11 protein-coding genes are annotated in these 11,809 nt (G+C 64.7%); 8 read left to right on the forward strand and 3 right to left on the reverse strand.

What is annotated here, in order from left to right; all coding sequences use genetic code 11:
- The first annotated feature begins 163 nt into the window (after window positions 1–163).
- A complete protein-coding gene (locus ENSA7_RS24010) occupies window positions 164–484 on the forward strand; it encodes a helix-turn-helix domain-containing protein (RefSeq protein ID WP_244923889.1) in 321 nt (106 codons plus the stop codon).
- 3 nt (window positions 485–487) lie between these two features.
- On the opposite strand, the gene ENSA7_RS42465 is transcribed toward ENSA7_RS24010, so the two are convergent.
- A complete protein-coding gene (locus tag ENSA7_RS42465; RefSeq protein WP_146158066.1) occupies window positions 488–712 on the reverse strand; it encodes a helix-turn-helix domain-containing protein in 225 nt (74 codons plus the stop codon).
- Window positions 713–1,062: 350 nt separating this feature from the next.
- On the opposite strand from ENSA7_RS42465, the gene ENSA7_RS44070 reads away from it, so the two are divergent.
- On the forward strand, window positions 1,063–1,419 hold the full coding sequence (locus ENSA7_RS44070) for a hypothetical protein (protein ID WP_181234047.1): 357 nt from the start codon (window positions 1,063–1,065) through the stop codon (window positions 1,417–1,419).
- Window positions 1,420–1,875: 456 nt separating this feature from the next.
- On the opposite strand, the gene ENSA7_RS24025 is transcribed toward ENSA7_RS44070, so the two are convergent.
- Window positions 1,876–2,724, reverse strand: a complete 849-nt coding sequence (locus ENSA7_RS24025; protein ID WP_146158067.1) for a hypothetical protein — start codon at window positions 2,722–2,724, stop codon at window positions 1,876–1,878.
- A gap of 151 nt (window positions 2,725–2,875) precedes the next feature.
- Here ENSA7_RS24025 and ENSA7_RS24030 point away from each other — a divergent pair, with 151 nt between their 5' ends.
- Both ENSA7_RS24030 and ENSA7_RS24035 read left to right on the forward strand, forming a co-directional pair.
- Complete coding sequence (locus ENSA7_RS24030; protein WP_106091675.1) at window positions 2,876–3,325, forward strand: hypothetical protein; 450 nt, start codon at window positions 2,876–2,878, stop codon at window positions 3,323–3,325.
- Window positions 3,316–4,344 carry a coiled-coil domain-containing protein gene (locus tag ENSA7_RS24035; RefSeq protein WP_146158068.1) on the forward strand — a complete coding sequence of 343 codons (1,029 nt, stop codon included), beginning with the start codon at window positions 3,316–3,318 and terminating at the stop codon, window positions 4,342–4,344. The genes ENSA7_RS24030 and ENSA7_RS24035 overlap by 10 nt, the downstream gene beginning before the upstream one ends.
- A gap of 5 nt (window positions 4,345–4,349) precedes the next feature.
- On the opposite strand, the gene ENSA7_RS24040 is transcribed toward ENSA7_RS24035, so the two are convergent.
- The gene (locus ENSA7_RS24040) at window positions 4,350–5,900 is read right to left on the reverse strand and encodes an NAD(P)-binding protein (protein WP_219908046.1); all 1,551 of its coding nucleotides are present in this window, start codon (window positions 5,898–5,900) and stop codon (window positions 4,350–4,352) included.
- Between the two features lie 322 nt (window positions 5,901–6,222).
- Between ENSA7_RS24040 and brxE the strand changes: the two genes are divergently transcribed.
- From brxE to brxC, 4 genes are read left to right on the forward strand one after another with little or no spacing between them, the layout of a single operon-like run.
- Complete coding sequence (gene brxE / locus ENSA7_RS24045) at window positions 6,223–6,780, forward strand: BREX-6 system BrxE protein (RefSeq protein ID WP_106091678.1); 558 nt, start codon at window positions 6,223–6,225, stop codon at window positions 6,778–6,780.
- On the forward strand, window positions 6,773–7,546 hold the full coding sequence (locus ENSA7_RS24050) for a DUF1819 domain-containing protein (protein ID WP_106091679.1): 774 nt from the start codon (window positions 6,773–6,775) through the stop codon (window positions 7,544–7,546). Before brxE ends, ENSA7_RS24050 begins: the two co-directional genes overlap by 8 nt.
- A complete protein-coding gene (locus tag ENSA7_RS24055; protein WP_106091680.1) occupies window positions 7,543–8,154 on the forward strand; it encodes a BREX protein BrxB domain-containing protein in 612 nt (203 codons plus the stop codon). The genes ENSA7_RS24050 and ENSA7_RS24055 overlap by 4 nt, the downstream gene beginning before the upstream one ends.
- 7 nt (window positions 8,155–8,161) lie before the next feature.
- Window positions 8,162–11,806 carry a BREX system P-loop protein BrxC gene (gene brxC / locus ENSA7_RS24060; protein WP_106091681.1) on the forward strand — a complete coding sequence of 1,215 codons (3,645 nt, stop codon included), beginning with the start codon at window positions 8,162–8,164 and terminating at the stop codon, window positions 11,804–11,806.
- The last annotated feature ends 3 nt before the right edge of the window (window positions 11,807–11,809 follow it).

The following is an 11,809-nucleotide window of genomic DNA, read 5'->3' on the forward strand; positions in this document are numbered from 1 at the left end:
CGGCTGCTTGGTGGCCTGCCGAGCAAAAGTCGGGGCTCGGTATGTAGCGGGGTAGTTGCACCTGCTTCGCACCCGCATGCCCGTGCAAGGGCAGGGCTGCCATGTACCAGCGTCATCATCGTCCACACTCTCGATCTCGATCTCCCAGTTGGCTCGACGGGAGGTGCCGGTGCTGAACGCCAAGGAGATCGGCAAACGTCTCCTCGGCCGTCGGCACGCTCTGGGCCTCTCGCAAGAAGCACTCGCGGCCGTCGCTCGGGTGTCGCACGAGACGGTCCGCCGCCTCGAACACGGGGCCATCAACCCGAACCTCGTCACATTCGGCAAGATCGCCGAGGGCCTTCAGACAACCGTGCCAGCCCTGCTCGCGGAGAAGGTCAGCGAAGAGGTGATCGAGCTGGTCGTCGGACTGCCCGAGCACGAGCAGGAGATCGTGGTCGTGATGCTCCGCGCCCTGTCGAACCACGTCGCCGCGGGTTGCTGATGCTCAGTTGAGCTCGGGCTCGGTGAGCAGCTGCGCCGCTGTGAGCCCGACCGACTCGGCGATCCTGCCGACGAGCTGAAGGTCCGGGGACCAGTCGCCGCAGAAGATCGCGAGCAGCCGCTCGATCGTGATGCCGGCAGCGCGAGCGATGTCGTCGAGGGACATGCCCCTCACGTACGCCTCGCGTCGGAGGTTCACCTCGATCAGTTCGTGGAAGGGCCGGGGCACGCGGCCGCGATTGTACTCGTCGGCGTGCCGGATGCTTAGCTCGGGCCGCTTCGTGCGACTGCGACCACGCGCGAGCAGCCCAGCAGTGTTTGACACCCCGCTCGGCTGGCTGGTACCCGGCCTCACCAGCGCCGGTGTCGGTGGCAGAGATCGACTTCGCACTGGGCGCTCGGACCTGGTGGTCGCGTGGGCCGGTGAGGCGGGCGAGGAGCGGCAGCTGAGCTGTGGCGCTCGGACCTGGTCTCGGAGGTCGGCGGGTGCGACGTTGCTTGGGAGAGACTCGAGGGGAGCCGCTTCGAGGGACCGACGAGCAGGTCGAGATCGTCATGGTCCGCGAGGGACATCGCCTCATGCCCGACGAGATCGAGGGTAGCGATCAGCGTGGCTGCCTTGGCATCATGGAGGCTCGGTACGCCGTCATAGACCTCAGCGGTATCATGGACTCGCTTGGGATTGGCCCGGAACACCGCGACTCCTGCTCGATCGAGAGCAGCGCGGATCGCGTCTCCGAAAACAGCGCTGGGCTCCATCACGACCTCGACGCGCTTGGGGCCGCCCCGCCCAGCGGCGCAACAACCGTGGGCCACGGCTACCTCCCGGACGCGCGGATCCAGCTCTTCGCTACCGGGAAGGACGGAAAGGCGTATAGCTCCTGGAAGCAGACGCCCGATCCGAATGCCGGCTGGACCGACTGGATCAGCTTCTAGTTTTTAGCCGTCGAAGACGCGGATATGGGTTGACCCCATTCTGGGCCGGCCAAGGATTGTACCCGCCCCGCGCTATTTGCGAGATTTCGTCCCACGTTGGCCGCGTGATGTGTCGACCCCGTGTATTCTTGCGAGACCGTGGACCGGCCGAACTGCAGCTCCTCGCACGCGTCGAGCATCACGTGCTCATCAACGAAGGTTCAGTCCCGCCCATGCGCGAGCACCAAGCTCGGTTCGCGCAGCGGAAGATCAAGATATCCACCGTCGCGCTGGCGAGACCATCGAGCAGCGTGCGCCGCTCGTGGACGTGGAGCCGCGATGCGCCAGCTTCCGCCGACTCCATACCTCACCGACGTCCGCGCAAGGATCAGCAACAAGCACGGGGGGCGGCACGCTGATCGCTGCCGACATCGTCACTGACGAGCAGCACGCGGCGGCCGTCGCCAACCCACCAGCTCAACCGGGTAGACACATGATCGTGTCTGGATCGCAGCCGAACTCGCACTCATCGAATACACCAATAGGAACCGAACACTCATCATAGTACGCGAGGCCGTCGCCTAGGCACCCGACAAACTTGGCTTGTCCTGAGCACCCCAAGCAGTTGCCGAGTTCACACCCCAGCGGACAGTCGATGAATATTGGCGCCGCTTCGGAGACACACTCGGCCTCGACCATGATCATGTCCCCGATACAGGTCGTGCTCAAGCAGTCCGCGGGTCCTTCGAGGCACTTGCCATCGTCGAGCGAACACCCAAACACGCAGTGGACCTGATGTTCTTCCGAGTCCGGACCGCACTCGTTCGTCACCGTGACGAGTTTGAGGATGGGATCACAAACCACCGACTGACACTCGCCATCGAAGATCTCGCACTGCTTTGCTTGAGCATCACAGCCCAGCGGCCAACAGTCCTTCAGATCCACGGAGCAGTTCGTCGTGGTCATCAACACGTTTCCGATACATTCGGAGGTGGTGTCGTCTTCGAGAGGCACGCAATCGATACACTCGTCACTGTCGTCGTCGCACACACCTGACGCACACTGGATGGACGCGGACGGCGCGTCACTCGCGCCGAGTGCGACATCACAGCTCACGCTGATAACTCCACTTTCCGGGTCACACTCCTTCACGGGTGTGCATCCACAGAGACCACCACTGCATGAGGATGCGCACGGTGTCTCAACGGGATCGACACACCCTGCAGCGTCCAGCACCACGGATATCGCCCCCTCCACACAGACGGGCTCTTCGAACTGAGGCTCACAGTTCGTCTCGGATGCCTCGACTGCAGGCAGATCGGGCACATGACACGCCAAGAGACACAAATGGATACATGTAGGTAGCGAAAGCTGTCGAAGCAGCCCCGACCTTTGGAAAAGTTCCTTGGCTTTGTGCACGTAGCGACACTCCATGCCGTGCAGATGGTACCATGGAGAGCCTCACCCGCCTCATCCCATGGCCATCCAACTGAACATCGCGCTCACAAAGGCAGCGGCAGTTTTGTTGGGCCTCCTGGGGGCCTCTGTGGTGGTCAGGGGTCCCGAGCTAGCCGAGCTAGCGACGAGCCTCTGGGACCAAGACGAACCTCCGGCCACTCGTCGAACAGAGGAAGAGTTTACCTCCCAACCAGGCCAGACCAAACCCTCTGTGATGACCGACCAGCCGGATGACTTCGAACGACCTCCAGAGCTCGTCGACCCTTACTCCGACTTGAGCTCTCGCCTGATCGATACGCTCCTCGCGCTCGATGAGTCAAGGCTCCCTTCGCAACGATACGAGGCGAGCGAGGCAGTGAAGCACCTTTGTGTACTGAAAGAGGATGCCCGAACTCAAGAACAGTTCAGTCTCGAACGGGCAGTCGACACGGAGCTCATCGCCCGAGGCTTGCAATCGAGGTGCAAGTGATGGTCGGCGCGGGGATGTTTCTCGCTTTTTCCGTGTTGGCCTTCGCTGGACCCAAGATCTGCACCTACGAGATCGAGTTCGAGAACGTCGACCCTGACATTCGAGCCGCAGCCCGTATAGAGGTTGCGGCGGCACTTCACGGCCGGGGCGACAAGGAATTCCGCTATCAGCCCGGCCCGAACACGAGCGAGTATCATGCTGACATCAGGGTCACCCCCGACCGGGAGCACGCCCCCCGCAACTACCTCATCAATGGGCTTGCGGCTGCGCCAGGCCCGGTGCTGCATTCCCGCATTGCCTCGGCTATCATCAAGGACTGCCGAGGCGACCTGAAGGTCGTACGAACAGCCTATAGCAGGGCGGGAGGCGATTATAGGGCGCGCGAGCGGGCAGAAAAAGAGGTCGCCGTTCTGCGCGAGCAAATACAAACACTGAGTGCAGAACGTGATGAGGCGCGTGACCACGCTAAATCCCTCAGCGCGGAACTGGAAACCCTAAAGGACGAAAATGACGAGACGCGCAAACGGCTCGAAGCCGAGTTGGAGAAGGTCAAGGATCGTCTCACTATCGTGACCAAGCAACGGGGCGAAGCGCTGCTTGAACTAGAAGCCCTCTACAATGACTATCAATCTATCGTAGGAGAGCTTGAGCAACGCGACCAGAGGATTACTGCGCTCGAAGATGACCTGACCGGTGCCAGTGAGATCGGGGAGAGACTCGTTGCAGTCCACTCAGTCGCATTAGGTTTTGATGTGATCGGCACCGGGCTACTTGCAATAGGCGCCATTAACGGTGCATACTGTGGTCCCCGGTGGCTTGCTGGCGATGAGGATTGCCAACGCAAGAGCTGGCGAAGTGTTGAGGACTCGCTGCACATTGGCATCTCGGGTGGGGTGATTCTTGGTGTCGGCCTGACTTTACACATTGCTGCATTTTCGGCCTACGCACACGACCAGCGCAAACAAATTGCGGGCTCGACGGCGCACATCCGCTGGGAGGGCACACGAATACGATTTTGAGCACTCTAGAGGCTCCAAATAACAATGAGAAGTACAAGGCACCCCACGATGACGACAATGAGGGTGCTAGCGAGTAGCGTCTGACCCTGACTCTCGTTACGAGACGCCGACTCGAACTGAGAACCCTCGGCGTCGGGCGACGCGGGTCGTGACGGGCGGATGCGGACGCCGCCTAACTCGTCCTCTACGCGCGCGAGGTTGGGGTCGTCGACGAAGGCGGCGGCGGCGTCTCGATCCAATTGAGTACTGCCTGCAATGTGATTAGCCGAGTCCGGTTGGAACGCACCAGCGTTCGGCCTCTGCTCGCGCCGCGGGCTAGTCCGCGCTGCCGCGGCCCTCGCCGCCGCCACTCCGCCGGGCGTTCGCGGCTCGCCGAAGGCCCCCGCGACCCAAAAGCGGTCTCGCGTCTGATCGGTCAATGTCGGCCGAACTTGCCGATCTCGTCGATCTTTCTCAACCGCTTCTGCGATCGCCGGGAACCCCGAGGCGAGGGCTGACTCGGGGCCGTGCCGGCGCTGAATTCGATCAAAATGCTGGACTGCGGAGTTCTTAAATCGGACCACGACCTTGCCGTTAGCGCGGTCGACGCTCTTAAGTCGATCTTGCAAGAACCTAAACCGCCGTGCCCGAAAAAGCTGCCCCGCAAGGAAGCGGTTGAGTGGTGAAGCCTGAGCGTTGAGGAAGTCCGCGGTCGGAGCGACGAGCGTGACGTTGTGGCTCCGAGCACGCTGTTGCATCGCCTCGACTACCCAGGGGGCGTTGAGATGCTCGTATGCGTCGTGCAATTTTGCAGGATCGCGTTGAATTGATGCATTCGCCTCGATCTGCCGAATCTGTTCTCGCAGCTCCCCCATCCGTTGGTCTTCTGTGAAGTCGAGGAGCACGCGGTCATGCCGAAAGTCTTGGATACATAGCCGAAACAGATCGGTCAAGGCCCCGTCGCCGCAACCCGACACTAGCCATCGTTGAGGGCCATCCTTGCGATCGTAGTCGAAGCTGTCCGCCTCCCAGTAGCTGCGCTCGTCGGCCAAAGGAGTCGGCTCGAGCCCAAAGCCCACGGCGAGGATCACCGTGCGAGTCCTGGCAGTGCCGGTCTCCCAGGTGACCCTGCGCGGCTGCTCACCTGCATCACCGATGCCGATCAATCCAACATCGAAGCAGAGATTGGCCCCGTCGCCCTCCTGCTCCCAAGCATCCTCAAGTTGCCTCAGCACACTGTTGACCTGACCGTGCTCCCAATCGAGCACCGGCAGCCCCGCTCGATCGCGGTTCCATCCATCGAGCGGCCAGTCGTACACTCCAGGGTGTAGCCAGCGCTGCGAGCCGAGGCGAAACAGGCTCAGGATCGTAGAGTTCTTCTCAAGGACGGTTACCTTCGCACCCAGCCGCCGAAGGCCTGCAGCGCAAGTAAGACCGGCCGCGCCTGCACCCACGACCACCACATCGTCATCTACGCTCACTTGCTCGCCAGCGACCAAGGCTGCGGCCAAGTTCAGCCCTCGAACCTGCTGGCTGTAGATCGTCACTCGCCGATCGATGCAGCCCAAGACGTACACTCCGGGCCAGTTTGGGACCGCCATGCTCTCCAGGACGATCGCGGCTTGCGGGGCGTCCATTGGTGCACTCACGTTGCCGATTCTCCACCAATACCGAGGGTAGCGCCACCCGTCGCGGGCGAGCCGTGCAGATGTCGCCTGTGCTCGGGCCGAGCGGTGGGTTCAGTCCAAAGCTGTGAGCAAAAGCGGCCCATTCTGGGCCGGCCAACAGTCAAACCCGGGCCGGGCGTCGATCAACTTCGTAGCGGCCATCACGGCCCCGGGGCGGCACGTAGCCAGGCTTGCCCTCCCGGCAACCATTGGCGATCCTCCCGGCCCCGTCATGCTCCCCGAGACAGACCTCGACACCCTGCTGACGCTCCAGCTCGCCGTAGCCTACGCCGGGGAGCAATCCAGCGATCACCCCCGCCTAGCCTGGTGGTCCACGGACATGGTCAGCGAGTACGGCGGCCTCGACTACTTCGCCCGCCTCACCCCCCGCACCGCCCAGTGGTCCGCCCTCGAGGTCGCGCGCGAAGCCGCGCGCCGCACCGACGTCGCCGCCCGCAGCCGCGACGCCAACCCCGACCGTCTCCGCTCCCTGTTCAGCCTCGGCTTCGAGCTCGACGAGCAGCTCGCGGATCGTCTCGCCCACCACAAGCGCTCCGGCAGCACCCCCACCCAAGCGCTCCCCGAGCTCGCGGATCTCCTCCCCACGTGGAACCCCGACGCCTTCGCCGCGTGGGCGAAGCGCGGGACCGCGCCCCGGACGGCCAACGAGCCCACGGGCCGGCGATTGACCGCAGTCCCCGATGATCCCGTCGAGATCGCGCGGCGCCTGGTTCACGCGCTATTTCCTCTGACGGACAGTTACCCTTGCCCGCACTTCCGTCATGCCTGACCGCGTCCCCGAGGCCAAGGAGCCGCACACCCAGCTCCTACGCGTCACGCTCGAGGTCGAAAACTCGCGGGGCTACTGGCAGCGCGTGACGAGCCCAGACTCGATGACGATGGACGACGAAGCCGAGCGAGCGTTCGTCGAGTTTTGGTTCGGCACCAAGTCGATGCCCCGCGTGCGCGACCTGATCAACGCGTTCCGGGCTCGCTTCGCCGCGTTCCCAGGTGCTCTCGATGCCCTGCACGCGTGGGCGGACGTCGACCGCGTGACGCGGATCGCGATCTGCCACTGGCACCTGCAGCTTTGCGACCCGATCTACCGCCGCTTCACAGGCGAGTTCCTGCCCGAGCGCCGCGCGAGCGGCCGCGACACGATCACCCGCCCCCTCGTCCTCCGGTGGATGAACGATCTGGACGTCGACGCGCGCTGGAGCCCCGCGACGCGGGCCGGCTTCGCTAGCAAGCTGCTCTCGGCAGCGCACGCCGCCGGGCTCGTAGCGACGACCCGCGATCCGAGAGCGCTCATGCTCCCCCGAGTCCCCCCTGCGGCCCTCGGCTACCTCATGTACCTGCTGCGTGGCGTGGAGTTCGAGGGCAGTCTCCACCAAAATCCCTACCTGCGCTCGGTCGGGCTCGAGGGCAGCGTGGTCGACGACAAGCTCCGCGCCGTCGTCGGTGTATCCTGCCGGCGCGTCGGTGACATCACCGATTTTTCCTGGGACTACGAGTCCCTGACCGACTGGGTCCGCCACACACGAGCCGCCGCATGAGCCTGTCGACCACCTTCGCCGAACTCGAGAGCGACCTGATCCACGAGGACGGGCCGCGGATCAGCACGATGCGCAACTATCGGTTCTGCATCGTCGTGTATCCGCCCGAAAAAGAGTTCGCGCTCCGGGGCGAGGTCCAAAGACTCAACTTCAACCTCGAGCAGGCCGGCTGGGTCGTCAAGACGATCTCGCTGCAACAGCTGCTGCTCGACCGTCTACGTCGCATGGAGGGCGGGATCGAGTGGCTGATCGCGCACGAAAAGAAGACCGCGGCCCGCCACCCGCAGCGAGGGCTCAACGCGCTCGAGGGGAAGATCATCCACGAGGTCGAAGGGCCCGACGGGATAGCGAAGGACGTCATCCGCGAGATCCAACAGTTCGTGGCCCAAAATCCAGACAAGGCCGAGCGCACGCTCGTGCTGATCGGCCGCGCGGGCGCCCTGTATCCGTTCTTCCGCAACTCGGCGCTGCTCAAGCACATCGACGGTCACACCAAGCAGGTACCCGTGGTGCTCCTGTACCCGGGCGTGCGCGTGAGCGACACGGCGCTGAGCTTCATGGGCCAGTTCAAGCCCGACAAAGATTACCGGCCGCGCATCTACGGATAGAGCATTCATGAAGATCTACGAGCTGTTCAAATCCAGCGTCACGCGCGACATCCCGCCGGTCGTCTACTTTCATGAACAATCCCCGCAGAAGCTCGCCAGCGAAGTCCGCGAATACATCATCACCGGTGGCTGGCCCGAGGGTCATCCGCATTGGGGCAAGAAGGGCATCCACGAGCACTACGTCCGGCTGCTGACCAACATCCGCCGGGAGTTCGACAAGCCCGACGGCCCCGATCTGCCGGCTGCATGGATCTCTGGCTTCTACGGATCAGGTAAGTCGAGCTTCGCCAAGCTGCTCGGGCTGTCCCTCGACGACAAGCGCCTGCCCGACGGCAGCCCGCTCGTCGACGCTTGGCTGGCCCGCGACACCTCCGACGCAGCGGCCGATCTGCATGAGGCGTGGGGCGAGCTGCTCGGCAAGATCGGGGAACCGATCGCGGTCGTGTTCGACATCGGCGGGGTCTCGCGCGGCGACGAGCACATCCACTCGGCGGTGGTGCGCCAGGTCCAGGCCCGGCTGGGCTACTGCGAGAAGGAGCCCATGGTCGCCGACTACGAGCTCAAGCTCGAGCGCGAGGATCTGTTCACGCAGTTCGAGGCCAAGGTGCGCGAGGTGTTCGGCCAGCCGTGGTCCGAGATTCAGACCTCGCACCTGGTCGAGGACAAATTCTCGACGATCCTGCATCACCTGTTCCCGGAGACCTACATCGACCCGATGGACTGGGTCGGCGCGCGGGCGGGCCAGACGATCAATCCCTACTCGGCCGATCAGGCCGCGCGGGCGATCGCCGACATGCTCAACAATCGGGCAAAGCCGGGCACGACCCTGTTCATCGTCATCGACGAGGTCTCGCAGTACATCTTCCAGGACCACAACCGCATGCTGGCCTTGCAGTCGCTGGTCAGCGCGCTCGGCCAGCGCTTGCGCGGGCGCGCGTGGCTGCTGGCGACCGGCCAGCAGCAGCTCGACGATCAGAACGACGGCAACATCCTCGGCAAGATGAAGGACCGGTTCCCGCCGGCCCTGCGGGTGCACCTCGACACGGTCAATATCCGCGACGTCGTCCATAAGCGGCTCCTACAAAAGAAGCCCGCCCAGGAGTCCGTGCTGCGCGAGCTGTACGAGCGCTACAGCAGCAACCTCAAGCTCTACGCCTACGGCTGCTCGGACATCACGCAAGCGGAGTTCGTCGACATCTACCCGATGCTGCCCGAGCACATCGACCTGATCATGAAGATCACGTCGGCGCTGCGGACCCGCTCGCGTCGCTCGCAGGGCGACGACCATGCGATCCGCGGGCTGCTGCAGCTGCTCGGTGAGCTGTTTCGCTCACACGGGCTCGCCGACGCCGAGGTCGGCCAGCTCATCACGATCGACAAGATCTTCGACGTCCAGGGCACTGCCCTCGACGCCGACGTCCAGCAGACCCTCGCCCGGGTCTGGCGGTTTTGCGACAAGCCCAATCCCGAGGCCAACCTCGAACTCGTGGCCCGCTGCGCCAAGGCGGTCGCGCTGCTCGAGCTTCTGCAGGGCGACGAGGAGAACCGCGGGCTAGCGACCGACAGCAAGCTGGTCGCGTCGTGCCTCTACGCGGACATTAGCGACGGCGACAATGAGCCGGCGGTCCGCGAGGCGCTCGAGCTGCTGCGCCGGGAGAACCTGCTGGGCTACTCGGAGCGGCGTGGCTACAAGATCCAGTCCTCGGCCGGGCAAGACTGGGAGGCCGACCGCCGCAACATCAGGGTGCCACAAGAGGAACGGGCGGAGTTCGTCCGCGAAGCCCTGCAAAACCTCGTCGGCGACGCAGGCAGGCCGCATCTGCTCGGGCGCGGGTTTCCATGGCTGGGCTTGTTCAGCACCGAGCACACCCACGACCAGCAGCCGTTCCAGAGTTCCTCGCGGGAGGAGGCGCCGATCGTCATCGATTTTCGCTACGTGCCGACGGCTGCCCAGGACTCGGCCACGTGGATCAACCGCAGCGCCGAGTCCACGTTCAACCGTCGGCTGATCTGGGTGGTCGGCCCGGATCAGCGCGTCGACGCGCTGGCCGGGGAGCTCGGTCGCTCGCGACGGATGCGGCGGCTATTCAAGGGCAGCGATGACCTGAGCAAGCGAAATCTGTTGCGGGAGGAAGAGGACCGCGAAGAGGATTTGCACGCAAAACTCGGCGAGGCCGTGGCCGAGGCGTTCGTGGCCGGGCGCATCTACTTCGACGGCTCCGACAGCGATCCGGCCGAGTTGGCCTCATCGTTCAAGGGCGCGTTGGTGACGGCCGGCAACAAGCGCCTGCCCGAGATCTACCCGCACTTCTCACCGACGCAGGTGACGGCCGGCGAGCTCGCCCAGCTCACGGTCACGCCGCTGTCGGGTCCCAACCGCAAGTTCTTCGAGGGCGAGCTGGGGATCCTCAGCGAGGACGCCGGTCGGATCGTGGCGAGCTGTGACGGTCCGATCCCCAAGCGCGTACTCGAGGTCGTCGAGCGGCAGCAGGGCATCTCGGGCGCCAACCTGCTCAAGCAGTTCGCCGCGTCGCCCTACGGCTTCCCGGCGGGCGTGGTCAAGGCGTGCGTGGCGGGGCTGCTCCACGCGGGCAAGCTCCGGCTGGTCCCCAGCGGCGGTGATCAGCTCACATCGATCGGCGACCCCGGGGTGCAGGATCTGTTCAAGGGCGATCGCGCGTTCAAGACCACCGACCTGTTTCCGGCCGGCGAGCAGAAGATCAAGGTCCAGGACCGGGCCAAGATCCGCGCGCTGTTTCTCAAGCAGTTCCTCCGCGAGGTCGAGCCAGAGAACGAGCCGATCGCCGACGCGATCGGCCAGCTGCTGCCGCCGCTCAACAACGATCTCGCCGGGGTCGAGCGCCGCCTCAACCGGCTCCCCAATCGCCCCGAGGCCCCGGCCGCGCTCCAGAACCTGCGCAAGGTGTTCGAGGACTGCCTGCGCACGCGGCAGATCGAGCCCACGGTGCTGGCCTTAGTCCGGCACCTCGAGGCCCTGCGCGAGGGCGCGGCGATGCTTCGCGAGTTCGACACGGCGCTGAGCGAGGCGATGATCGCCGAGGTCAACCGGGCGGACGAGGTCATGAAGCACCACCACCAGCAGCTCGAGGCGGTCAAGGCGCTGACCGTCGAGCTCGGGCAGGCCGGCGAGCGCATCGCGGAGCAGCTGCGCAGCGACCGGCCGTGGAAGGACGTCGAGGGCGTCAGCGACGACGTCGACGCCCTGCGCGAAGCCTATCGGGCCGAGCGATCGCATCGGCTAGTGGAGGAGCAGCGGCTGCTCGACGAGGCCCGTCAGGAGCTCAAGGCCCGGCCCGACATGGCGACGCTCAGTGACGACGAGCGCCAAGCCGTGCTGCGTCCGCTCAACGCCGCCAAGACCGAGACCACCGAGGAGGCCGTGTATCCCTCGCTCGCCGGGCTGAGCGATAGCTTCGCGCGGCGCCTCGTGGACGCGAAGCGCGAGGCCGAGACCAAGCTCGACAGCTTCGTGAGCAAGTCCAGCGGCGAGCTCGTGATCCGTGTCAGCCTCGAGCTGCTCGACCGGGAGATCCGCAGCGCAGACGACATCGACGCGCTCCTCGACGAGATCCGCACGCGCCTGCTCGCGCAGCTCGACAAGGCCGACAAGGTCCGCTTGCGCCTGAGCTGAGAG

The sequence above is a fragment of the Enhygromyxa salina genome (assembly GCF_002994635.1).
Lineage (GTDB): Bacteria > Myxococcota_A > Polyangia > Nannocystales > Nannocystaceae > Plesiocystis > Plesiocystis salina_B.

Bases quoted from the DNA above. Each gene is read 5' to 3' on its own strand.
- ENSA7_RS44070 (WP_181234047.1), top strand. From the start codon at position 1,063: ATGCCCGACGAGATCGAGGGTAGCGATCAGCGTGGCTGCCTTGGCATC.
- ENSA7_RS24030 (WP_106091675.1), top strand. From the start codon at position 2,876: ATGGCCATCCAACTGAACATCGCGCTCACAAAGGCAGCGGCAGTTTTG.
- brxE (WP_106091678.1), top strand. From the start codon at position 6,223: ATGCTCCCCGAGACAGACCTCGACACCCTGCTGACGCTCCAGCTCGCC.
- ENSA7_RS24050 (WP_106091679.1), top strand. From the start codon at position 6,773: ATGCCTGACCGCGTCCCCGAGGCCAAGGAGCCGCACACCCAGCTCCTA.
- ENSA7_RS24055 (WP_106091680.1), top strand. From the start codon at position 7,543: ATGAGCCTGTCGACCACCTTCGCCGAACTCGAGAGCGACCTGATCCAC.
- brxC (WP_106091681.1), top strand. From the start codon at position 8,162: ATGAAGATCTACGAGCTGTTCAAATCCAGCGTCACGCGCGACATCCCG.